The organism is Streptosporangium sp. NBC_01639 (genome assembly GCF_045209755.1).
In the GTDB taxonomy this organism is placed as follows: domain Bacteria; phylum Actinomycetota; class Actinomycetes; order Streptosporangiales; family Streptosporangiaceae; genus Streptosporangium.
The window spans coordinates 5,915,718-5,939,128 of the sequence record NZ_CP109272.1; the positions used below are offsets into that span (position 1 = coordinate 5,915,718).

The window sequence follows — 23,411 nt, forward strand, 5'->3', positions numbered from 1 at the left end:
CGATCTGGTAACTCATAGTCTCCACCCATCAATCACAAAATCACACGATAAGTCGTTAGATTTAACAAAGAAGTAGTGGGAGGCGTGCATGATCGGCAACGCGGCCCACCGTGCCCCCGACTCGGTCCGGATGGCGGCTCCGGCCAGGCTCACGCCGTACGGCCTGCGCTGTGAGCACCGGGAGACGCCGCTCGGCGTCGGCGAGCCCCGGCCGCTGCTGTCGTGGCGGCTCGCGTCGGCACGGGTGGGCGACGACCCGGTGGCCTACGAGCTGGAAGTGGGCGGCTGGTCGAGCGGCCGGGTCGCCGACCCCGCCGCGATCGGCGCCGTCTACGGCGGGCCACCGCTCCTTCCCCGCACCAGGTATGTCTGGCGCGTCACGGTCTGGGCGGAGGACGGCACCGAGGGCAGTGCGGAGTCGTGGTTCGAGACCGGCCAGGACGTCTGGCGGGCGTCCTGGATCGCGCACGACCCCAGGGCCGTCGACCACATGGACCCGCCGGTGGAGGGCGACCAGGCGCTCGGCCATCACGGCCTGCTGCCCTGCCCCCAGTTGCGCACGAGTTTCGAGAACACCGCCCCGGTGACCGGGGCCAGGCTCTTCATCAGCGCCAAGGGGCTGTACGAGGCCAGGGTCAACGGCCACCGCGCCGGCGACGCCGAGCTCGCCCCGGGCTGGACCGACTACCGCAGGCGGATCCAGTACCAGGTCCACGACGTGACCTCGGCCCTGCTCGACGGCGAGAACGTGCTGGCCGTGACGCTCGCCGACGGCTGGTGGAGCGGCTTCGTGGGCTTCGAGCCCCGGAGTCCCGGCTACCACTACGGCCGCTTCCCCGAGCTCATCGCGGAGCTTCACCTGACCTTCGAGGACGGCTCCACCCGGGTCGTCGCCACCGGAGACGGCTGGCGCACCGGCCACGGCGAGGTCCGCTACGGCGACCTGCTCAAGGGTGAGTGCCACGACGCCCGCGCCGAGACCGCGGGCTGGGACCTGCCCGGTTTCGACGACTCCTCCTGGCGTCCCGCCGTGGTCACCGGGGACGACCACTCCCTCCTCGTCGCCTCCCGCGACGAGCCGGTGCGCGCCCTCGGCGAGCTGCTGCCGGTCTCGTCCACCCTCATCGGGCCGGGCGTGCACCTGGTGGACTTCGGGCAGAACATCGCGGGCCGGGTGCGGCTCACCGTACGCGACCAGGAGCCGGGCCGGCGGGTGACCGTACGGCACGGCGAGACGCTCGACGGCGAGGACCGCCTGCACACCGCCAACCTGCGCACCGCCGACGCGACCGACGTGCTGATCACCGCGGGCGGGGCCGAGGAGGTGTTCGAGCCGCGTTTCACCTACCACGGTTTCCGCTACGCCGAGGTGAGCGGACTCGACCGGCTCGACGACATCCGGGCGGTCGTCCTGCACAGCGACACCCCGCCGGTGGGCACGTTCGAGTGCTCGGACCCGGAGATCAACCGGCTGTACGAGAACATCGGCTGGGGCCAGCGCGGCAACTTCGTCAGCGTCCCCACCGACTGCCCGCAGCGCGACGAACGGCTGGGCTGGCTCGCGGACGCGCAGGTGTTCCTGCCCACCGCCTGCTTCAACGCCGACGTCTCCGGATTTTTCAGTAAATGGATGCGGGATGTGCTGGACGCCCAGTCATCCGAGGGTGGGTTCTCCAACGTCGCCCCGCTGCTCAGCGGGGTGGCCGACGAGGGCGCGCCGGGCTGGGCCGACGCGGGGGTGCTGGTGCCCTGGCACCTCTACCGGGTGTACGGCGACGACAGGTTCCTCGACGTGGACGCCATGGCCCGGTGGGTGGACTTCGTCGCGGGCAACAACCCCGACCTGATCTGGCGGCACCGGACCGGCCCGCACTTCGCCGACTGGCTGGCCCCCGGCCCCGCCACCCCGCGCGAGGTGCTGGCCACCGCGTTCTTCCACCGCAGCGCGGCACTCACCGCCGAGGCCGCCCGGGTACGCGGCCGGCACGACGAGGCGGAGCGCCTCGGGAAGCTGGCGGCCCGGATCCGTGCGGCGTTCGCCGCGGCGTTCGTCGGCGACGGCGGCCTGGTCGAGGGCGACACCCAGACCGGCTACCTCCTGGCGCTCGCGTTCGACCTGCTCACCCCCGAGCAGAGCCGGGGCGCCGCCGCCCGGCTGGCCGCGCTGGTCGAGGAGTCAGGCCCGCTGACCGGGTTCCTCGGCGTCAACCTGCTCTGCCCGGTGCTGTCGGCGCACGGCCGCGACGACCTCGCGCACGCCCTGCTCCGCCGTACCGACCCGCCGTCGTGGCTCTACCAGGTACGGCACGGCGCGACCACCGTCTGGGAACGCTGGGACGGGGTCGGGGCGGCCTCGATGAACTCCTTCAACCACTACGCGTTCGGGTCGATCGGCGAATGGCTCTACAGCGGCGTCGCCGGGATCGACCAGGCACCCGGCTCCATCGCCTTCGAGGAACTGGTGATCCGTCCCCTCCCCGGCGACCTGAGCCGGGCCTCCGCCTCCTACGAGTCGGCGCGCGGCCTCATCTCGGTGAGCTGGCGGAACGACGGCGAAGGCTTCCACCTCCGGGCGCTCGTCCCGCCCGGGGCCACCGCGACGGTGCACCTGCCCGGAGGCGACACCCGCCGGGTGTCCTCGGGGGAACACACTTTTGAGCTAGTCCGAGGAGAGAAATCATGACCGACCTTCGCGACGCGAAGATGAGCCGCGCCCAGTTCTTCCGCATGATGGGCGGCCTGGCGGTGGCGGCCGCGGCGGCAGGGTGCTCCACCCAGCCGAAGTCGGGTGGCGCCACCGGCGCGGGCGGCGCCGCGGCGGTCGACCTGAAGTTCGTGGGCGTCGCCGACCAGAAGACGCCGATGGACGAGCTGCTCGCCGCCTACCGGCAGGCCAAGGCAGGCGTGTCGATCACGGCCTCGTACGCCCCCACCGACCAGGTGCAGACCTCGCTGCGCACCCAGCTCGGCGCGGGCAACGCCCCCGACCTGCACGTCGTCTATCCGGGCAGCGGCAGCGCGATGTCGATGACCCAGATCGCCGAGGCCGGGCTGCTCGCGGACCTGTCGGCCCAGGCGTGGACGAACTCGATCCCGGCCGGCTTCAAGCCGGCCTTCCAGGTCGAGGGCAAGACCCTCATGTACTCGGCGGGCTCGACGGTCATCGGCGCCATCTACAACAAGAAGGTCTTCCAGGAGGCGGGCATCGACGCCCCGCCCACCACGTGGACCGAGTTCCTCGAAGTGTGCGAGAAGCTGAAGAAGGCGGGCAAGATCCCGATCGCGCTGGGCGCGCAGACCCCGTGGGTCACCCAGCTCATCACCTACGCGCTCGTGCCCTCGACGGTCTACGTCAAGGACCCCACCTTCGACGACAAGCAGGCCGCCGGGCAGGCGAGCTTCGCCCAGTCCGGCTGGCGCGACGCCATGGAGATGTACCTGGAGCTGCAGAAGCGCGGCTACTTCAACGACAAGCCCAACGGCACCACCTTCGAGCAGCAGACCTCGATGGTCGCGTCCGGCAAGGCCGGGATGGCCATCCAGGTGTCGGCGGTGCTGCCGGGCTTCCGGGACGCCGCCACGAACCCCGACGACCTGTCGATGTTCCCGGTGCCCGGCGCCGACGACGCCGCCTCGGTGTGGATCCCCGCGGGCGTCGTGGTGGGGCTCGGCGCGAGTGCCAAGGGCAAGCACGCGGAGGAGGCCAAGGCTTTCATCGACTTCCTCGGCAAGCAGGAGAACATCAACCGCTGGTCCAAGGCGATCGCCGCGATCCCGCTGACCCAGGACGCGAACTCCGCGATCGACCCGGCCCTGGAGTCGTTCCTGCCCTTCACCAAGGACCGGGCGGTGCCGTTCATGGACCAGCGCTGGCCCAACGCCGAGGTGCAGCCGACCCACTTGGCGGCCGTCCAGGACCTGCTGGCCGGGAAGACCACGATCGACAAAGCATTGAAGAAGATGGACGAGGCGTACGCCAAGTGAACGGCTCGCGCTCCATGACAGAACCGGGCCGGACGAGGCTGCCTGCCGTCCCGGGCGGGCGGGAGGCCCCGTGACCCTGACGACCCAGCCGGTCGAGACGCCGCCCGCGGTGCGGACACCGCGGGCCGGCAGGCGCGCGGCGGCCGCGCTCTCCCCTCCCTGGCTGTTCGCCGCCCCCGCGCTGCTGATCTACGCGGCGGTCGTGCTCTACCCGAGCATCGTGGGAGTGCTCTACGCCTTCACCGACTGGAACGGCATCGGCGAGGACAAGTCCTTCGTCGGCCTGGCGAACTTCAAGGCGATCCTCGGCGACGAGCAGGCCATGGGCTCCATCGGGAACACGCTCCTGCTGACCGTGACGATCCTGGTCGTGCAGAACGGCGTGGGCCTGCTGCTGGCACTGGGCGTGCACGCCAAGCTGAAGAGCCGCGCGCTGCTCCGGGTGATCTTCTTCGCGCCCGTCGTGGTCAGCCCGGTCATGGTCGCCTTCCTGTGGAAGTACATCTACAACCCCGATCCGTCGGCGGGCCTGAACGGCCTGCTCGGCCTGGACGTCGACTGGCTGGGTGACCCGTCGGTCGCCCTGTGGTCGATCGCGGGCATGGTCGTGTGGCAGTACGCCGGCTACTCGATGGTCATCTTCCTCGCCGGCCTGGAGGGCATTCCGGTGGAGCTGCACGAGGCCGCGATGATCGACGGCGCGGGCACGTTCCAGCGGTTCCGCTACGTCACCTGGCCGCTGCTCGCCCCGGCTCTGACGATCAACCTGATGCTCTCCACGATCGGCGGGCTGAAGCTGTTCGACCAGGTGCTCGCGACCACCGGCGGCGGTCCCGGCTACGCCACCGAGACGCTGTCGACGGTCCTGTACAAGCAGGCGTTCGTCTTCGGCAAGTTCGGCTACAGCACGGCGGTCGCACTCGTGCTCGCCCTGTTCGTCGCGGCGGTTTCGCTCGTCCAGATGTACTACCTGCGCTCCCGGGAGGTGGCTCAATGAAGTCCAGGACCTTCCTGCTGGAGATCGTCATGATCGCGGTGGCGGTCGCGTTCCTCTTCCCGGTCTACGCGCTGGTCACCCTGTCGCTGAAGGACCCCGGGCAGATCTCGCAGACCCCGCTCGGGCTGCCGAACCCGCCCACCACGGGCAACTTCACCGAGGCGTGGTCGGCGGCCGCGCTCGGCCCGTCCCTGATGAACAGCACGGTGATCACGGTGGTCAGCCTGGTCGCGCTGATCGGGCTCGGCTCGTTCGCCGCCTATTTCCTGGCGCGGACCGCCACCCGGCTCGGCTACGGGCTGTACGTCCTGTTCCTGCTCGGCATCGTGCTGCCGTTCCAGCTCGGGATGATCCCGCTCTACGAGCTGGTCGACAACCTGGGCCTGATCGGCACGCATGCCGGCATGATCGTGTTCTACACGGGCATCCAGCTGCCGTTCACGGTCTTCCTCTACACCGGCTTCATCCGGGCGCTGCCCCGCGAGTACGCGAGCGCCGCCCAGATCGACGGCGCCTCGCACCTGGTCGCCTTCACCAGGATCGTCTTCCCGCTGCTGCGGCCGATCACCGGCACCGTGCTGATCCTCAACGCGGTCTTCATCTGGAACGACTTCTTCACGCCGCTGCTCTACCTCAACGGCTCCGGCTTCGAGACGGTCCCGGTGAGCGTGTTCACCTTCGTCGGCCAGTACGTCTCCGACTACGGCCTGGTCTTCGCCGGGCTGGTGCTGGGCGCGCTGCCGATCGTGGCGGTCTTCCTGGTGCTGCAGAAATATGTGATCAAGGGCTTCTCCAGCGGTCTCAAGGGCTGACGCCCACCTCCGGCGGGTGGCCGGGGTCTCCCACCGGAGGTATGCAATGAACGTGTTCGACGTGCTGCGGAACCCGCCCCGCAGCCACTCTCCCGCCGCGATCTGGTGGTGGAGCGGCGAGCCGCTGCGCAGGGACCGGCTGCGCTGGCAGATGGAACGCCTCGTCGCGGGCGGTGTGCACAACCTGGTCATCCTGAACCTGGCCCCGTCCGGCCCGCTGTTCGGCGCCGACGCCGACGACCCGCCGTTCCTGTCGGAGGCGTGGTGGGAGCTGCTGGACGGGGTCTGCGAGGACGCCCTGCAGCTCGGTGCCCGCCTGTGGTTCTACGACCAGCTGGGCTTCTCCGGCGCCGACCTGCAGGCCCGCCTCGTGCAGGAGAACCCGGCCTTCGCCGGGCAGTGGCTGGCCGCCGACGGCTCCGTGTCGGCGCGCGGGTTCGACTACCTGTCCCGTACGGCGTGCGAGGTGCTGTTCGACCGGGTGCACGGCGAGTTCGCCCGGCGGCTCGGCCACCGGTTCGGCAACGTGATCGCTGGATCGTTCCAGGACGAGCTGCCGACGGTACCCACCTGGTCGGCGACGTTCGCCGAGGAGTTCCTCGCCAGGCGCGGCTACCCGTTCTCCGTGGACGCCGGTCCCTCCGCCTGGCGCGACCACCAGCGGACCAGGGCCGAGCTCGCCGAGGAGGCGTTCTTCCGGCCGCTGGCCGCCTGGCACGCCGAGCACGGCCTGCTCAACGGCTGCGACCAGCAGGACCCGGCCCGCGCGGGACATCCGGTGGAGGGCGTCGAGCTGTACGCCGACTACACGCGCACGCACCGCTGGTTCAGCGCGCCGGGCTCCGACCACCACGGAGACGCCCGGGTGCACTCCTCCCTCGCCCACCTGTACGGCCGGCCGCGCACGTGGATCGAGGCGTTCCACTCCAGCGGCTGGGGCGGCACGCTGGAGGAGACGTTCGACTGGCTGCTGCCCTGGCTGCGGGCGGGGGCCAACCTCTACAACCCGCACGCGGTCTACTACACGACGAGGGCCGGCTGGTGGGAGTGGGCGCCGCCGTCGACCGACTGGCGCCAGCCGTACTGGCGGCACCACCGGGTCTTCGCCGACGCGGTCACCCGCCTGTGCGCGGTCCTCTCCCAGGGCCGCCACCTCTGCGACATCGCGGTCCTGTTCCCCACGGCGACCGCCCAGACGGGCACCGCACCCACCGGCACGGCTCGCGACTCCGGCACGGGGGACGCGGCGGGGCCCGGGACCGGAGAGCGGGACGCGGCTGTGCGCGCGCAGCGGGTCTACCGGGAGCTCGTGGGCGACATGGCCTGGTTCCAGACCGTGCCGGGAGCGCTCGATCGGCTCTGCCTCGACGCGGACGTGATCGACGAGGAGTCCGTCCAGCGCGCGGTGGTCACCGGCGGCAGGCTGGAGGTGTCCACCGAGTCGTACGGGGTGATCATCCTCCCGGCGGCCACCGTGATCGACGAGGCGACCGCCGAGCGCCTGGACGGGTTCGTGGCGGCGGGCGGACTGCTGGTCGCGGTCGAGGCGCTTCCGGACTCCCCGCGGCTCCGCCGGCACTTCGAGGCGGCCCCCGGTGAGGTGGCTTCCGAGGAGGGGGGTCCTGCCGGAAGGCGTTCCGCGGCGGGGCCGGTCGGCGGTCCCGAGCGGGGTTCCGGAAGGGGCGCGGCCCGGTTCGTCGCGTCGGCCGCGGACCTCGGGGAGGCGCTGGCGGGGATCGTCCCCCGGGTGCAGGCCCCCGTCCCGCCGCTGGTGCGCGAGGTGGACGGCACGACCGTGGTCTTCCTGACCGCCGCCTTCCCGATGGCGAGCGAGATCGGCGTCGGCAGGCCGGAGGAGCGCGGTGTCGAACTGGGCTGGCTGGACGCGACCTATGATTTCGATCCCGGCCGCTACCGCCGGGAGATGCGGGTCCGGGTCCGCGACGTCACGGGCACGCCCCTGCTGGCGAGCCCCTTCGGCGGCGAGCCCCGCCCTCTCCCGTACACGGTCGACGGCGACGGCGTCGTCGAGGTGACCGTCCCCTTCGACGACGGCCCCGCCGCCCTGCTCCTGTTCCCCGCGCCGGGGACGGTCTCCGAGGTGTTCCCCGCATCGGGGACGGCCCCCGGGACGCCGGCGCCGGGCACCGGGCTGCGCACGCCGTACAGGCGGGAGATCGACCTCGGCGACGAGTGGGACATGGAGCTCGTGCCGACACTGGACGACACCTGGGGCGACTTCGGCACGTCCGCGACGGTCGAGCGGTGGACGCTGGAGACCCCGGCCGGCGACCCCGTCCACGTGACGTTCGGCCCGCACGGTCTCCTGCGGACCGATGACGGCGGCTGGCGGCCCGCGGTCTGGTCGACCTCGCGCGGCCTGCACAAGGATCCGATCCACCGCGACACGCTCGGTCCCAAGGGCCACGTCCCCGAGGAGTTCCTCGACTTCGGCCCCGTCCCCGAGGGCCGGCCCGTCTGGTTCCGCACGAGCGTCACGGTCCCCGGCACACCGGAGGCGTGGCTGGTCGTGGGGGCGGCGGCGGCGAAAGAGGTCCGGGTGGACGGCACGGAGCTGCCGCTCGACGACTCCGGATACCTCGCCGTCGGCCTGGTCCCGCTCACGCCCGGCGAGCACCTGCTGGAAGTCCGGCTCGTCCCCGACGAGGACCTCACGCTCCGGGCGCACGTGTCCCTCACCGCGGACCCCGAGACCGCGTGCAGGCCCGAGTGGATCACCGGTCCCGTGCTGGAGACGGTGGTGGAGGCCGGAGACGGTGTGGAAGGCGTCCTCCAGGTCGCCTCCACCGCCCCCTGCCTGGTGCTGGTGAACGGCGCCGAGGCCGGGCGGCAGGGCGGGTTCGACCCGTACGTGGAGGCCGACATCCCGCGCGTGCGCCGCTACGACGTGTCGCATCTGATGCGTCCCGGGCCCAACACCCTCCGGGTGGAGTCGGACGGGGCGGTGCTGGCCGACGGCCTGGCGGTCTCCGGCCCCGGCTGGACGAGCGGCCCCGCCGTACGGCGCCGCCAGCACGGTGACCCGGCCGCGCTGCACCTGCGCCCCCGCCCGCATCCCCTCCCCGGGGCCGGCTGGATCGACTCCCGGGCCACCGCCCTGCCCGCGACCTTCGCGGTACCCGGTGCGGCGGAGGGGGTCGAGCGGTTCGCGGTGGACGTCCCGCCCGGGGCGACGCTGATGGACGTCGACGCCCACGGTCCGGTCCGGGTGCTCGTCGACGGTGTGGAGACCGGCCTGCCCGCCGTCCTCGACGGCTCGGCCCGCCGGGCCGAGCTCCTGGTCACGACCCGCCCCGGCTTCCAGGGCGGTGCGGCCCTGGCCGGACCGGTCAGGTTCGCCTGCGGACCCGGACGGATCACGCTGGGCGACTGGGAGTCGCGGGGCCTGGCCGGATACAGCGGCGGTGTCCGCTACCGCACCGTCGTCCGGCTCCCCGCCTCTGCGGCGCCCACCGAGCCTGGCGCCTCCGAGTCCGCGGTGTCCACGGGGCCCGACATCTCGAGGCCGGTGGCATCCACGGAGCCCGGCGCCTCGGGGCCCGCGGAGGAACGCCGGCGGGCGGAACTCGATCTGGGGCGGGTGCGCGGCACCGCGGAGGTGACCGTGAACGGGCGGCCGGCCGGGGTGCGCGTCTGCTGGCCGTACACCTTCGACCTGTGCCTGGACGAGGGGGAGAACACGGTCGAGGTCCTCGTGCTGGGCACCCTCGCCCCCTACCTCGACACGGTCAGCCCCACCCATTTCGTCTTCCCCGGCCAGCGGGTCACGGGCCTGTTCGGTCCCGTGGTCCTCCGGACGGGAGAACGGGAGCGCCGGTCAGGGGGGTGAGCGGTCGGCGCAGGCCGGCCGGGCGCCGGTCAGGTCCGTGAAGGGATGTGGCTGCAGCCGCAGGCCGCCGTGGGACGGTCCGTGACGTAGGCGCCCGCGTCGCGGAAGAGGCCCGCGGCGGTGGTGTACCCGGCCAGCGCGTCGGCGGCCAGCACGACGGCGGCCGCGGTGTAGGCGGAGCGCTCGTGCGGGAACCACTTCTCGTTGACGAACTGCCAGCCGGTCCAGTAGGACCCGTCCTCGTGCCGCAGGTGCTGCATGTCGGCGAAGAGCTTCAGCGCCCGGTCCCGCTCGCCCAGGGCGTCCAGCGCGAGCACGAGCTCGCACGACTCGGCGCCGGTCACCCACGGCTGGTCGGAGACGCAGCGGATGCCGAGTCCCGGCTCCACGAACGTGTCCCACTCCTCGGCCAGCCGCGACTGGGCCGCCGGGCCGCGCACCGCGCCGCCGAGGATCGGGTAGTACCAGTCCATCGAGAAGCGGCTCTTGTCGGCGAACGCCTCGGGGTGCGAGGCGAGCACGTGGCCGAGGTCGTCGGCCGCGAGCTCCCAGTCCGGTTGCGGATCACCCAGCCGATCACCCAGCAGCACCCCGCTGCGCAGCCCCTGGTAGATCGAGGCGCAGCCGGTCAGCAGGGCGTACCGGGCGGGACCGCCGTCGGCCGCCCGCTCCCAGACGATCTCACCCCGGTCGGTCTGCAGCCCGACCACGAAGTCCAGCGCCGAGCGGACGACCGGCCACATCTCGCGGGCGAAGTCCTCGTCCCCGGTGACCAGCAGCTCGTGCCAGACGCCGACCGCGACATAGGCGGCGTGGTTGGACTCGCCGCCGTGTTCGACGGCCTCGCCCCCGACCAGCTTCATCGGCCAGGAGCCGTCGGCGCGCTGCGTCCGGACCAGCCAGTCGTAGCCCCTGCGGACCGGCCCGGCCAGCCCGGCCACGCTCATCGCCATCAGGCACTCGACGTGGTTCCAGGCGTCCACGTGTCCCTCCGGCCACGGGATGCCGCCGTCGGGCTCCTGCACCGCCGCGATGCTCTGCGCGGTCTGGACGACCCGGTCTCGGTCCATCAGGTCGCTCACCGCTCCTCATTCGCTCCGCGGGCTGCTTCGTCCCTCAGCGGACCATTCCGCGCACCGCGTCGGGTTCGCGCCCGGTCCACGGGCTCCCCCGAGGTCAAGCGGGCTTCCGGACGTAGAGCACCACGCTCTTGCCGATGAGCGGGTTCAGCACCGCCTCGGCGATCCGGGTGGCGGCCGGGCGCTTCATGATGTCCCAGACCAGGACCTCGTGGTACGCCTTGGCCAGCGGGTGGTCGTCGTTGTTGACACCCACCGCGCACTTGATCCACCAGTACGGCGCGTGCAGTCCGTGGGCGTGATGGTGCGGGCCGATCTCCAGGCCGACCGACTTCAGCTTGGCGCTCAGCTCGGCCAGCGTGTAGATGCGGACGTGCCCGCCGGGGGCGGTGTGGTAGGCCTCGTCCAGCGCCCAGCAGATCCGTTCGGGCAGGAAGCTCGGCACCGTGATGGCCGCCCGGCCGCCGGGCTTGAGCACCCGGAAGATCTCCCGCATCGCGGCCATGTCGTCGGGGATGTGCTCCAGCACCTCGGCGGCGATCACCCGGTCGAAGGACGCGTCCTCGAACGGCATCGCGAGCGCGTCGCCGGTCACGGTCTCGGCCGTCGCGCCCGCGGGCACCTCGCCGGCCTTGTCCATGGCGACGAACATGCTCGCCACGTCCTCCAGCTCCTTGGCGTCCATGTCGAAGGCGACGACGTCAGCGCCGCGGCGCAGCACCTCGAAGGCGTGCCGTCCGCCGCCGCAGCCCAGGTCCAGAACTCGGGTTCCGGGCCCCACGGGCAACCGGCCGAAGTCGACAGTCAGCACTCGCCGCTCCTCTTGAAGTGATCGGTTCGAGGCCGGTCGCCTCGCACGGTCGGGGGTTACTTCGCGCGCCGGGCCCGGATGGCCTCGTGGTAGGCCTCCACGGTCCGCTGGGCGACGACGTTCCAGGTGTAGCGTGCCATGACCCGCTCGTAGCCCTTTCTGCCCACCGCGGCCCGTTCCTCGGGCGAGTCGTGCAGGCGGCGCAGGACCGCGGCCAGCTCCTCGGGGTCGCCGGGGGCCACCTGGATGGCCGCGTCGCCGACCACCTCGGGCAGCGCGCCGGTACGGCTGGCGACCAGCGGGGTGCCGCAGGCCATGTGCTCGACGGCCGGAAGCGAGAAGCCCTCGTAGAGGGAGGGCACGACCGCGATCTCCGAGGTGGCGATCAGCTCGCCCAGCTCGGTGTCGGAGATGCCGTGCACGAACCTGACCCGGTCGCGCAGGGAGAGTTCGGCGACCAGTTTCTCGGTCGGGCCTCCGGGGGTGGGCTTGCTGACCACGGTCAGGTTCACGTCGCGCTCGGTGGCCAGCTTCGCCACCGCCCGCAGCAGCGTCGCGACACCCTTCATCGGGGAGTCGGCGCTGGCGACCGCGACGATCGAACCCGGCCGCTTGGGCATCTCCGGGCGCGGATGGAAGTATCGGGTGTCCACGCCGAGCGGGATGAGCCGCATGTTGGCCTGGGGCACGTTGAAGTCGCGGTGGATGTCGGCGAGGGAGGACTCGCTGACGGTCAGGATGGGGTTCAGCCGGGGCGCGACCTTGGCCTGCATCCGGACGAAGCCGTACCACCTGCTGAGCGAGAACTTCTTGCGCAGCGGCGCGGCCTTCAGCTCGATCCGCCGGTCCACGCTGATCGGGTGGTGGATGGTGCCGACGACGGGGAAGAGCTTCTGGATGCCGAGCAGGCCGTAGCCGAGGGTCTGGTTGTCCTGCACCACGTCGAAGTCGCCGACGCGCTTCTTCAGTTCGCGGTGGGCCCGCAGGGTGAAGGTCAGCGGCTCGGGGAACCCGGCCGTCCACATGGTCGCGACCTCAAGGCAGTCGATCCAGTCGCGGTACTCGTGCGGCTTGGGGGTGCGGAAGGGATCCTCGTCGCGGTACAGGTCCAGGCTGGGGACCTTGTTGAGGATGACGCCCTCGTCGAGCTCGGGGTACGGCTGGCCGGAGAAGACCTCGACGTGGTGTCCGAGGGCGACCAGTTCGCGGCTGAGGTGACGTAGGTAGACGCCTTGGCCGCCACAGGTCGGTTTGCTGCGGTAGGACAGCAGCGCGACCCGCAGTGAGTCCGCATCTGGCACGGCAACCCCTTCCTCAACCTGTCCGGAAGGGGACAGGTACCGTGAAAGATGACCTTAGTACATCGGACCCTACCATTCAGAAGTCCTCTTGGACCTGATGTGTAATTGCTACCAGAGCGGGTCTCACCAGCTCCGAACTGCGAAGTTAGATTAACCGAGCGTTATTCGGTGAAACTCGTTCTAGCCGTAGCCTGTCCGGCATGGTGCCCATCCATGGGCATGGCGGTACATTCGCCAATCAGTGGTACAAGATCCGCTCAGACGAACAAGGAGGACGCGTTGGCCAGGCGCGCACTGATCACCGGTATCACCGGGCAGGACGGTTCCTATCTGGCCGAGTGCCTGCTGGAGCGGGGCTATGAGGTGTGGGGCCTGGTCCGGGGTCAGGCCAACCCCCGGGTCTCCCGGGTGCGCAGGCTTCTGCAGGACGTCCGGCTCGTCCGCGGCGACCTTCTCGACCAGGGTTCGTTGATCTCCGCCGTGGAGAAGGTCCAGCCGGACGAGGTCTACAACCTGGGCGCGATCTCGTTCGTCCCGATGTCGTGGGAGCAGGCCGAGCTCACCGCCGAGGTGACGGGCATGGGCGTGCTGCGCATGCTGGAGGCCATCCGGGTCTGCTCGGGTATCTCGTCCTCGCGGACGGCCGCAGGGTCAGGACAGATCCGCTTTTATCAGGCTTCATCATCGGAAATGTTCGGCCAGGTCCGCGAGACCCCGCAGACCGAGATCACCCCGTTCCACCCCCGCTCGCCGTACGGCGTGGCCAAGGCGTACGGCCACTTCCTGACCCAGAACTACCGCGAGTCCTACGGCATGTACGCGGTGTCGGGGATCCTGTTCAACCACGAGTCCCCGCGCCGGGGCGCCGAGTTCGTCACCCGCAAGGTGACCCTCGGGGTGGCCAGGATCAAGCTCGGTCTGGCCTCCGAGCTGCGCCTGGGCAACCTGGAGGCCCGTCGTGACTGGGGTTACGCGGGCGACTACGTCCGTGCGATGCACCTGATGCTCCAGGCGGACACGCCGGAGGACTACGTGATCGGCACCGGCCGTACGCAGAGCGTCCGCGAGCTGGTCGAGGCCGCCTTCGCCGCCGCCGGCCTCGACTGGGAGCGGTACGTGGTCGGCGACCAGTCCCTGCACCGCCCCGCCGAGGTGGATCTGCTCTGCGCCGATCCGAAGAAGGCCCGCACCCAGCTCGGCTGGGAGCCCACGGTCTCCTTCGAGGAGCTCGTCGCGATGATGGTCGAATCCGACGTCAAACTCCTGTCCGAGGGCGGCGACCCGGAGCAGGACTCCTCCTGGCCCTGAGCCGACCCGGAGCAGGACGCCCCTTCCGACTCTGAGCCGACCCGGAGCGGGAGGCCCCTCCTGGCCCTGAGCCGACCTTGAACAGGACGCACCTCCCGGCCTTGAGCCGTCACCGTCCCGGGGGCGCCCCGGACGGGGAGAGGGCCTCGATCGCGGTGACGGTCTGGTCGATGACGACCTCGTGGAGCCGGGCGAAGGCGGAGGGCAGCTGCGGGAGCACGCCTTCGAGGAGATCCTGCTCCCGCTCGGGGCAGGAGGTCAGCGCGTCGCGCAGTGCGGTCACGACCTGATCGCCCGTGCACCGGCGTGACTCGTACACCGCGTATCCGACGGTGGTCGAGCCGATGAGCATGAGGGCCAGGGCGAGGTCCTCGTCGCTGAGGCGGGCCGGGCGCAGGATCGTGGCGAGCGTGGCCAGCCCCGGCACCCCCACGGGCCGCCGGGTCGCGGCCATGTAGGGCAGGAGCTGGGAGTAGTGCCGCAGCTTGGCCAGGAGGGTGTGCATCCAGGCGCGCAGCTGCTCCTGCCAGGTGTCACCGGCGGGACGGCCCACTCGCATGTCGGCCATGACGAAGTCGGCCATGGCCTGCAGGAGCGCGTCGCGGTCGGGAAAGTAGCGGTAGAGGGCCATCGGGGCGGAGTCGACGGCCGTGGCGACGCGTCCGATGGTCAGGGCGGTGTCCGGCTCGCGCTTCAGGAGGTCCACGGCGGCCGTGACGATCTGCTCCGGGGAGAGGCGCGCCGGGCGGCCCCTTCCCCTGCGGGGGACCTCGGCCGCTGACGATGCCATCCGACGTGTCCTGCCTTTCGTTCGCCGAGTTGGGTGCCCGGCTGTCAGGTTACGCCGTGGACCGCCGACGCCGGAGGCCTTCTTCCTGTGGTCCGGAACACATTTAGTGTAATCATTACGCAAAATGCCCTAGGTTTGTGGTCGACAGATTCGCAGGCATCCTCCGGGTGCGCATCGGCGAGGGAGACCCGCGCGCCCTCGGAGCCGGCCTGCGGTCCCCCCGCGACGCGCAGGCCGGTCGTGTCGAAGTCGGCCGGCGAGAAGGACAGTTCCACTGGGGAGCCGCCGATCAGGCCGCGGCCCCCCGGCTCATCGAAAGAACATCTACATGATCGACATCGCGCTCCCGGCTGCGCCCCTGGCCACCTATCTGGTCGTCTGGGTGGTGGCCGCACTGGATCTGTTCGTCCCGATCCTTCCCACCGGCACCCTGATGATCGCCGGTGGCGCCCTCGCCGCCCAGGGGAAACTGGCTCCCGTACTCCTCATCGCCGCCGGAACGCTCGGCGCCTGGCTCGGCGACCTCGGCGGTTACCGGCTGGGTCGCCGGCTCGCCCGCAAGCTCGCGCACCTCGCGACCCACCGCGACCGCGGCAGTCGGCCGGACCTCCCCGCCTGGCAGCGCCAGTTCGCGCGGCACACCGTCCTGAGCCTGATCGTGGCCCGCTATCTCCCCGCCGGCCGTACCGTCACCGCCGTCACCGCCGGGCGGCAGAACTTCCCCCGGCGGGGATACGCCGCGGCGGCCCTGATCGCCGAGGCGCTCTGGGCCGTGCCCGCCGTCCTCATCGGCTACCTCGGCGGCCGGCTCGTCCCCACGGAGATCATCATGGCGGTCGCGCTGGGCGGCGCCGCCGTGACCGTGCTCGTCGCCGTCATCCGCCGCCTGCGTCCGCACCCCGTCGGCTGAGGCACGCGGAGGCTGGGGAAACCCCGTGGTTGATGAGGCTCCCATCCCTTCCGGTGGGTATGCCTGCCGCGGACAAGGGCAGCGGTCAGATCTTCACGTACCGGTTGCCGATGACGAGCGCCTGGAAAACGGCCAGCACGAGACCGGTGCTGATGATGACCGCCGTGGTCAGCCTCGCCCCGAGAAATTCGACGACCGCTCGGGCGCCTGGGACGAAGGAGAGCACGGCGTAGCCCAGCAGCTGAACTGCCAGTGACAACGAGAGCAGGTAGGCCGCCCTGTGGACGAGCTCGAGTTGCTCGATCAGGCCGACCAGGAGCCGTTCCTGCCGTTCGGCATTGTCGCCGCGATCCAGGCCGGCGGTGACGTAGTCGAGGAGTTTCCGGTCGGCCACCTCCTTGACCTCCCCCTCCCACGCCGACTTGATCGTTTCTCGGAGTTCGGTGACGTTCTGGCCGAAGATCTCCCGTTCGGTCGCGGCCGCGTCGCTCCAGCCCTCAACGGCGTTCTTGGGCGCCTGGTCGAACGTGGGAGAAGCCCTTGGCCGACTGGACCGCGTCCCTCATGTCGTTCCCGTGCTCGATCGGCTCCTTGTTGTACTTGAGTACGTACGGTATGCCGATCAGGCCGAGGGCCTCCTGCGGCAGCACCGCCTTCATCTCCAGGGCGTTCGCGGCATTCAGGAGCGCCTGGTCCACGGACCTCATGCCAAGACTGCCGCTCGCGAGAGCTCCACTCTCGATCCCATAGCCGGATGGGTTCATTGTGTGGACTCCTGTCGGAAATCACGAGAATCCGAAGGAATCGTTCAGCGTAGTAGATCTTGATGAGGCTGTGTGGTTCTTGCCGCGCCAGTTATTTCAGTTTAGGCTGAAATAACTGGCAAGAGTAGGAGTGTGTGACTTCAATGATGCGGCAGAGCGCCATGCCGGACGATCCGCGGAGCGCCCATCGCGAGACCGTTCTGAACTGGGTGGAGCAGGTGGCCGCGTTCGTCTCCGCCGAATGGGGATTGGCCCCGATCACCGGCCGCGTCATCGGCTGGCTGATGGCCTCCGATCCGCCGGAGCAGACCGTCGGCGACATCGCCGAGGCGATCGGGGCGAGCCGGGCCTCGCTCACCACCAACCTGCAACTGCTCACCTCCATTCGGCTGGTGCGCAAGTTCCGCAAGCCGGGGGAGCGGACTGTCTACTACCAGATCGAGGACGACGCCTGGGAGAAGGTCATCCGGCAGAAGCTGGCCGCCTTCGCCGCCTTCGACGACCTCGTCGAACAGGGACTGAAGCTCGGTTGGGACAACGAGGCCCAGACGCGGCGCATCCGTTCGGCGAAGTCCTCCATCTCCTGGCTGACCGAGCACTTCAAGCAGATCGACCAGGGCTGAATCCCTTGGGCGCCCACCTGGCAGGGGAGGTTTCGCCGCCGAGCCGGGCGCCGACAATCCCTCAAAAACAGGATCTTCATGAGCGACGTCATCACAGTCTCCGGACTGACCAAGTCCTACGGCGCGAACCGTGCCCTCGACCGGCTCGACCTGTCCGTCCGTGCCGGTGAGGTCCACGGCTTCCTGGGCCCCAACGGCGCGGGAAAGTCCACCACGATCCGCATTCTGCTCGGCCTGATCCGTGCCGACGCCGGCAGCGCGCGCCTCTGGGACGGCGACCCGTGGCGGCAGGCCACCGAACTCCACCGACGCCTGGCCTACGTGCCGGGCGACGTGACCCTGTGGCCCGGCCTCACCGGAGGTGAGGTGATCGACCTGCTCGGACGGTCACGCGGCGGGCTGAACCCGCGTCGCCGCGCCGAGTTGCTGGACCGCTTCGAACTCGACCCCGGTAAGAAGAGCCGCACCTACTCCAAGGGCAACCGGCAGAAGGTCGCGCTGGTGGCCGCGTTGGCCTCGGAGACCGAACTGCTCATCCTCGACGAGCCGACCTCCGGGCTGGATCCGCTGATGGAGGCGGCCTTCAGCGCGTGCATGCTGGAGGAGAAGCGGGCGGGCCGCACCATCCTGCTGTCCAGCCACATTCTGTCCGAGGTCGAAGCGCTGTGCGACCGGGTCAGCATCATCCGCGCGGGCCGGAACGTGGAGTCCGGCACTCTGACCGGGCTGCGCCGCCTCGCCCGGACCTCGATCACCGCCGAGCTGGCCGGGCCCGCCCCGGAGCTGGAGGGCGGCCTGCCCGGCGTGCACGACCTGCGTGTGGACCACGGCCGCCTGAGCTGTCAGGTCGAGTCCGGTGCGCTGGACGCGTTGCTGGCCCGGCTGTCCGCGATCGGTGTGCACAGCCTCACCTGCCGGCCGCCCAGCCTGGAGGAGCTGTTCCTTCGCCACTACCAGACCGGGCAGGAGGTGGGAGCGACCCGATGACCGGCACCGGCATGCTGCTCCGCGTGGTGGTGCGCAGAGAGCGGATCACCTTCCCCACCTGGGTCCTCGTCATCGTCCTGCTGACCGCGGGGATGATCTCCTACATCCACCGCTACTTCCCGACGCCCCAGGCGTTGCGCCTCTACGCCGAGGTGATCAGGGACAACCCCGTCTTCCTCGGGCTCGGCGGCCCGGTGACCGATCCGTCCATCGGCGCGATGGCGGCCTGGCGCGGGGGCGGCCTGCCGTACCTGCTGGCCGCGTGGATGGCCGTCTCGATCGTCATCCGGCACACCAGGGCCGAGGAGGAGAGCGGCCGCCATGAGCTGCTCCTCGCCGGAGTGGTCGGCCGCCACGCGCCGTCGGCCGCGGCCCTGCTGGCCGCGGCCGGCGCCTCCCTGCTCGCCGGGCTGCTCGCCGCGGGCGCACTGGTCGCGTCGGGGGTCGAGCCGACCGGATCCATCGCCTACGGTGCCGCGATCGCCGCCGCCGGCTGGGTGTTCGCGGCGGTCGCCGCGCTGGCCGCCCAGTTGGCGGAGAGCGCGCGGACCGCGACCAGGATCGGGATCACCGTCCTCGGGGTGTCCTACCTGGTCCGATACCTGGGAGACGCCACCGGGCAGTCCTGGCTGGTCTGGCTGTCCCCGCTCGGCTGGAGCCACCTGGTACGGGCATACGGCGACGAACGGTGGTGGCTGCTCGCCGTCTCCGCCGCGGCGGCCACGGTCCTGCTGGCGGCCGCCTACCGAATGGCCACCCGCCGCGACCTCGGCGCCGGACTCCTCCCCGTACGGCAGGGCCCGGCCACCGCTTCCGCTCTGCGCGGGCCGTTCAGCCTCGCCTGGCGCCTGCAACGCGGCCTGCTGGCCGCCTGGGCAACGGGACTGGCCGCGATCGCCGCCGTCTTCGCGGGTCTCAGCGGCGTCGCCCCGCGCCTGGCCGATCAGCCCGGTTCGGTCCTGGACGGATTCATCCAGCGGTACGGAGGTCCGTCCGGCGACCCGGTCGACGCCTACCTCTGGATCATCGTCCTGCTGCTCGGCTACACATGCGCCCTTTACCCGGTGCTGGCGACGCTGCGGCTGCACGCAGAGGAGACCTCCGGCCGCGCCGACGCGTTCCTGTCCACCGCCGTCGGCCGCATCCGATGGGCGGCGGGCCACCTGGTCATCGCGATGCTCGGCACACTCGGGCTGCTGGCCGTCGGCGGGGCCGTCACCGGGCTGGTCTACTCGCTCCTCATCGGCGACTTGGCGCGTGACCTGCCACGGGTCATCGTCGCGGCTCTTGGCCACGTCCCCGCCGCCTGGCTCGTCGGCGCCGTCGCCACCTTCGCCGTCGGCGTCCTGCCCCGGGTGGCGGTCGCGATCTCTTGGGCGGCCTGGGGACTGGTCTGCGTGATCGGCGATCTTCTCGGCCCGCTCATCGGCCTGTGGGGGTGGAGCCGGTTCGAGCCGTTTCACTACACCCCCAACATCATCGCCGACGCCCAGCCGGTGGCCGCTCCGCCCGTGGTGATCCTCGTGCTGACCGCCCTGCTGACCGGCGCCGCGCTCCTGCGCCTGCGCAGACGCGACCTCTTCTGAGGCGCCGCTCCCCTTACCGCCGGGGCCTGGGACGCGGGCGGTGGTGGGAACCCCCGGCCCCGGCCGGCACCGCGCAGGCGGCCGCGGCGACCAGCGGGACCAGCGAAGCCGTCGGGGGAGCCCCTCGGGTGTCAGTACTCCTCGACGCCCAGGTGCGTGCGGTGGTGCTCGGGGGTGTCGATCTCGTCGAGCAGCGCGATCGCGAAGTCGGGGTAGGAGATGCGGCTGTCCGCCTCGGCGGGAGCCGCCCGGTACCGGCCGGTGCTGACACCGTCATGGCGGAAGTCGCCGGACGGGCTGAGGATCAGCCAGTCCAGCGACGTGGTGGCGGCGCCCAGCACGTCGTTTCCGGCGGCGTGGCCCAGATAGAAGGAGCGGTACTCCTGCGGGTAGCCGGGGGTGTCCATGAGGAGAGCCCCGGCCGCCGTCTCCAGCACCGACGCCAGACCGACCGACACCAGCCGGCCCGCACCGGCCTGGGTCAGCCCGTCAAGCAGCGCACGGGCGGCGCCGGCGAAGAAGACATCGGCCTGCGCGGTGATGTCGGCGGCGGCGTTGACCGCGGCGTCGTGGCCCTCGGCGAGTCGGGCGACGCCGGTCGCGTCGGTGACGTCGCCGGCGGCGATCCGTACACCGTCCGCCGCCAGGTCACCGTGCCCGGCCGGATCGCGCACGACCGCGGTGACCCGATGACCGCGGCGGAGAGCCTCTTCGACGGCCGCCCGCCCGGCCCTGCCGCCCGCCCCGAAAACGATGATGTCCTTCATGCGTTCCACCTCAGCCACGGAGGCCGGACCTGATCGCCGGCCGTTGCCCGGGACGTTATCCGAGCACCTGGTTACCGCCGGGATACCGGCTACGGTGGAGGTGTGACGCAGCCGCTTGATCCGGACATGTTCGATCCGCTCTGCCCGTCGACTCTCTCCCCGTTCCGCATCGGTGACAAATGGGCAGGGATGATCATTCGCTGCCTCGAACACGGGCCCCGTCGTTTCTCCGAGTTGCGGATTCCGCTGCGCGGCATCACCGCGAAGGTGCTCACCCAGTCGCTCCGGGCACTCGAACGCGACGGCCTGGTCCTCCGTACGGCCCACGCCGATCCCCTGCGGCGGGTCGAGTACGGGCTGACCCCGCTCGGCCGCAGCCTGCTCGAACCGATGGCCGCGATGTGCGCCTGGGCGGAGCAGCACTGGGACGAACTGCTCGACGCACGCGAGGAGTCCCTCTCGCTCGACCGTACCGGCTAGACCTCGTACGGGAACCGGGCACGGCCGCTCGTCCGGCGACCACACGGCCGATCTCCCGGGAAGGTCCCGGACCACCGGGGGCTTCTGCTGCGGCGGGGGGACGCCTATCGTCGTTCATTGGATCAAAGCGGCCCCGGCCGCCCGTCGGCGGGGTCCTGGAGATGAGGTGCGCGGTGTCCGGTCCAGGCCCGTCGGCCATGGGGGACCCCGAACGGATCGGCGCCTACCGGGTGGCCGGGGTGCTGGGTGACGGGGGCCAGGGTGTGGTCTACCTCGGCCACGATTCCTCGGACCGCAAGGTCGCGATCAAGGTGCTGCACATCCGGATGGCGACCGACCCCAAGGTGCGCGAGCGGTTCCTTCGCGAGGCGGAGATCACCCGCCGGGTCGCGGCGTTCTGCACCGCCCAAGTCCTGGACATGGGGATCGTCGGCGACCGGCCCTACCTGGTCAGCGAGTACATCCCCGGACCTTCCCTGAAGGAGCTGGTCATCGCTGACGGGCCGCGAGCCGGCAGCGGCCTGGACCGGCTCGCGGTCGCCACCCTGACGGCACTGGCCGCGATCCACCGGGCCGGCATCGTCCACCGCGACTTCAAACCCGACAATGTGATCATGGGGTCGGAGGGGCCCGTGGTCATCGACTTCGGCATCGCCCGCGTGCTGGACGGCACCACCACGCGATCGGGGCTGGTGGGCACCCCCGCCTACCTGTCTCCCGAACAGCTCAACGGCCATCAGGCCGGCGCGGCGTCGGACGTGTTCAGCTGGGCCGCCACCATGGTGTTCGCCGCCACCGGGCATCGGGCGTTCCCCGGTGACGTCGCGGCGGCGGTGATGTACGCCGTCTCCAATCGTGAGCCCGACCTCGCCGGAGTGCCCGAGCGGATACGCCCGCTGCTGGCCGCCTGTCTGGCCAAGGATCCTGGCGCCCGGCCCACCGTAACCGACCTGCTCGCCGGCCTCACCCGTGAGGAGTTCGTCACGGTGGATCACCGGCCGCACGGCACCGCCCCGCCGCCTGCGGTACCGGGTGGTTCAGGTGAACTTGTTCCGCCGACTCCGGTGTCCCGCATCCCGCGTGGTCCCGCCCGGCGTCGCCTGGCCGCCGCCGGGGCGGCCGTCACCGTCCTCATCCCGGTCGCCGCAGCCTTCTGGCTCTGGCAACCAGAGCCTCCTGGAACCTCCGCCCCGTCGTCCACGGTCCCTCCTGGAACCTCCGCCCCGCCGTCCACGAGTCCCTCCAGGACCTCCGGGACCTCGGGGACCTCCGCCCCATCGTCACCGTCTCCATCCGCCACGGGTCTCCCCGACTCCTCCGTTCCGTCACCCGGTCGGACTCGGAAGGCCGTTCCGCTCGGCAAACCGGTCGGTAGACCGTTCACCGGTCACATCGGCGCGGCCTCATCGGTGGAGGCGGTGACCGAGTTCGAGGGGCGGCAGGTCGTGATCTCCAGTGGCGGTGGCGACGATCGTGCGGTGCGGGTGTGGGACCTGGCCACTCGCAAGCAACTCGGCAGGCCGTTCACCGGCCACAACAGCGGTTCCCACGCTGCGGTGACGGAGTTGGACGGGCGGCCGGTCGTCGTCTCCGGCGGTGGTGACAGCACGGTGCGGGTGTGGGATCTGGCCACTCGCGAGCCGGTCGGCCGGCCGTTCACCGCGCACCGTGACGGGATCACGGCGGTGGTGGTGACGGAGCTGGCGGGGCGGCGGGTCGTGGTCTCGGCCGGCGGCGACGCGGTGCGGGTGTGGGATCTGGCCACCCGCGAGCCGGTCGGCCGGCCGTTCACCGCGCACACCGTCTCGGCCGAGTCGGTGGTGGTGACGGAGCTGGCGGGGCGGCGGGTCGTGGTCTCGGCCGGCGGCGACGGGGTGCGGGTGTGGGATCTGGCCACCCGTGAGCAGATCGGCCGGCCGTTCACCGGTCAGGCCGACGGGGTCTCATCGGTGACCGTGACAGTGGCGGTGACGGAGTTCGAGGGGCGGCCGGTCGTCGTCTCCGGCGCCGCCGGCGGCGACGACAGCACGGTGTGGGTCTGGGACCTGGCCACCCGCGAGCAGCTCGGCCGACCGTTCACCGGTCACACCGAGGGAGTCGAGTCGGTGGTGGTGACGGAGCTGGCGGGGCGGCCGGTCGTCGTCTCCGGCGGCTACGACGGGATACGGGTGTGGGATCTGGCCACCCGTGAGCAGATCGGCAGGGTGTTCGCCACCCCTACTTTCGGGATCACGTCGATGCTGGTGACACGGCTGGAGGGGCAGCCGGTCCTGCTCTCCGCCAGCTTCGACGAGACAGGGGTGCGGGTATGGAGCCTGGCTCCGCCCTCCCCGGAGGCTGGCTCCTGAGCGAGGCGCCTGGC

Annotated in this window: 19 protein-coding genes; 12 read left to right on the forward strand and 7 right to left on the reverse strand. The window is 71.1% G+C overall.

Annotation, left to right across the window (positions count from 1 at the left end; translation table 11 throughout):
• The first annotated feature begins 88 nt into the window (after positions 1-88).
• The 5 genes from OHA77_RS27095 to OHA77_RS27115 all read left to right on the forward strand — a co-directional run bounded on the left by OHA77_RS27095 (position 89) and on the right by OHA77_RS27115 (position 9,643).
• Complete coding sequence (locus OHA77_RS27095) at positions 89-2,683, forward strand: family 78 glycoside hydrolase catalytic domain (protein WP_406312252.1); 2,595 nt, start codon at positions 89-91, stop codon at positions 2,681-2,683.
• Positions 2,680-3,984 carry an extracellular solute-binding protein gene (locus tag OHA77_RS27100; RefSeq protein ID WP_406312253.1) on the forward strand — a complete coding sequence of 435 codons (1,305 nt, stop codon included), beginning with the start codon at positions 2,680-2,682 and terminating at the stop codon, positions 3,982-3,984. The genes OHA77_RS27095 and OHA77_RS27100 overlap by 4 nt, the downstream gene beginning before the upstream one ends.
• A gap of 70 nt (positions 3,985-4,054) precedes the next feature.
• Complete coding sequence (locus OHA77_RS27105; protein WP_326825391.1) at positions 4,055-4,981, forward strand: sugar ABC transporter permease; 927 nt, start codon at positions 4,055-4,057, stop codon at positions 4,979-4,981.
• The gene (locus OHA77_RS27110) at positions 4,978-5,793 is read left to right on the forward strand and encodes a carbohydrate ABC transporter permease (RefSeq protein ID WP_326825390.1); all 816 of its coding nucleotides are present in this window, start codon (positions 4,978-4,980) and stop codon (positions 5,791-5,793) included. Before OHA77_RS27105 ends, OHA77_RS27110 begins: the two co-directional genes overlap by 4 nt.
• A 46-nt stretch (positions 5,794-5,839) precedes the next feature.
• Positions 5,840-9,643 carry a hypothetical protein gene (locus OHA77_RS27115; protein ID WP_406312254.1) on the forward strand — a complete coding sequence of 1,268 codons (3,804 nt, stop codon included), beginning with the start codon at positions 5,840-5,842 and terminating at the stop codon, positions 9,641-9,643.
• A 29-nt stretch (positions 9,644-9,672) separates the two neighbouring features.
• Here OHA77_RS27115 and OHA77_RS27120 read toward each other — a convergent pair whose 3' ends face one another.
• From OHA77_RS27120 to OHA77_RS27130, 3 genes are all read right to left on the reverse strand, one after another.
• On the reverse strand, positions 9,673-10,713 hold the full coding sequence (locus OHA77_RS27120) for a prenyltransferase (protein ID WP_406319880.1): 1,041 nt from the start codon (positions 10,711-10,713) through the stop codon (positions 9,673-9,675).
• A 106-nt stretch (positions 10,714-10,819) separates the two neighbouring features.
• The gene (locus tag OHA77_RS27125; RefSeq protein WP_326825387.1) at positions 10,820-11,533 is read right to left on the reverse strand and encodes a methyltransferase domain-containing protein; all 714 of its coding nucleotides are present in this window, start codon (positions 11,531-11,533) and stop codon (positions 10,820-10,822) included.
• Between the two features lie 56 nt (positions 11,534-11,589).
• Entirely contained in the window at positions 11,590-12,834 is a 1,245-nt protein-coding gene (locus OHA77_RS27130) for a glycosyltransferase family 4 protein (RefSeq protein WP_406312256.1), read from the reverse strand.
• Positions 12,835-13,113: 279 nt separating this feature from the next.
• On the opposite strand from OHA77_RS27130, the gene OHA77_RS27135 reads away from it, so the two are divergent.
• Positions 13,114-14,142, forward strand: a complete 1,029-nt coding sequence (locus tag OHA77_RS27135) for a GDP-mannose 4,6-dehydratase (protein ID WP_326825385.1) — start codon at positions 13,114-13,116, stop codon at positions 14,140-14,142.
• 109 nt (positions 14,143-14,251) lie between these two features.
• On the opposite strand, the gene OHA77_RS27140 is transcribed toward OHA77_RS27135, so the two are convergent.
• Entirely contained in the window at positions 14,252-14,932 is a 681-nt protein-coding gene (locus tag OHA77_RS27140; RefSeq protein ID WP_406312257.1) for a TetR/AcrR family transcriptional regulator, read from the reverse strand.
• A gap of 328 nt (positions 14,933-15,260) precedes the next feature.
• Here OHA77_RS27140 and OHA77_RS27145 point away from each other — a divergent pair, with 328 nt between their 5' ends.
• A complete protein-coding gene (locus OHA77_RS27145; protein WP_406312258.1) occupies positions 15,261-15,842 on the forward strand; it encodes a DedA family protein in 582 nt (193 codons plus the stop codon).
• An 85-nt stretch (positions 15,843-15,927) separates the two neighbouring features.
• On the opposite strand, the gene OHA77_RS27150 is transcribed toward OHA77_RS27145, so the two are convergent.
• Together OHA77_RS27150 and OHA77_RS27155 are read right to left on the reverse strand one after the other, a co-directional pair.
• A complete protein-coding gene (locus OHA77_RS27150; RefSeq protein WP_406312259.1) occupies positions 15,928-16,236 on the reverse strand; it encodes a hypothetical protein in 309 nt (102 codons plus the stop codon).
• Between the two features lie 103 nt (positions 16,237-16,339).
• Positions 16,340-16,540 (reverse strand): hypothetical protein, encoded by a 201-nt coding sequence (locus tag OHA77_RS27155; RefSeq protein WP_406312260.1) that lies wholly within the window; start codon positions 16,538-16,540, stop codon positions 16,340-16,342.
• Positions 16,541-16,740: 200 nt separating this feature from the next.
• On the opposite strand from OHA77_RS27155, the gene OHA77_RS27160 reads away from it, so the two are divergent.
• From OHA77_RS27160 to OHA77_RS27170, 3 genes are all read left to right on the forward strand, one after another.
• Positions 16,741-17,229, forward strand: coding sequence for a GbsR/MarR family transcriptional regulator (locus tag OHA77_RS27160; RefSeq protein ID WP_406312262.1), 489 nt, complete (start codon positions 16,741-16,743; stop codon positions 17,227-17,229).
• 78 nt (positions 17,230-17,307) lie between these two features.
• Entirely contained in the window at positions 17,308-18,216 is a 909-nt protein-coding gene (locus OHA77_RS27165; protein ID WP_406312263.1) for an ATP-binding cassette domain-containing protein, read from the forward strand.
• On the forward strand, positions 18,213-19,802 hold the full coding sequence (locus OHA77_RS27170; RefSeq protein WP_406312265.1) for an ABC transporter permease: 1,590 nt from the start codon (positions 18,213-18,215) through the stop codon (positions 19,800-19,802). Before OHA77_RS27165 ends, OHA77_RS27170 begins: the two co-directional genes overlap by 4 nt.
• Before the next feature lie 131 nt (positions 19,803-19,933).
• Here the strand turns inward: OHA77_RS27170 and OHA77_RS27175 are convergent, their stop codons facing one another.
• Positions 19,934-20,569 (reverse strand): NAD(P)-dependent oxidoreductase, encoded by a 636-nt coding sequence (locus tag OHA77_RS27175; protein ID WP_406312266.1) that lies wholly within the window; start codon positions 20,567-20,569, stop codon positions 19,934-19,936.
• A gap of 102 nt (positions 20,570-20,671) precedes the next feature.
• On the opposite strand from OHA77_RS27175, the gene OHA77_RS27180 reads away from it, so the two are divergent.
• Together OHA77_RS27180 and OHA77_RS27185 are read left to right on the forward strand one after the other, a co-directional pair.
• Positions 20,672-21,049: a winged helix-turn-helix transcriptional regulator gene (locus OHA77_RS27180; RefSeq protein WP_406312268.1), complete on the forward strand. Its 378-nt coding sequence runs from the start codon at positions 20,672-20,674 to the stop codon at positions 21,047-21,049.
• A gap of 173 nt (positions 21,050-21,222) precedes the next feature.
• Positions 21,223-23,397, forward strand: a complete 2,175-nt coding sequence (locus tag OHA77_RS27185) for a WD40 repeat domain-containing serine/threonine protein kinase (RefSeq protein WP_406312269.1) — start codon at positions 21,223-21,225, stop codon at positions 23,395-23,397.
• The last annotated feature ends 14 nt before the right edge of the window (positions 23,398-23,411 follow it).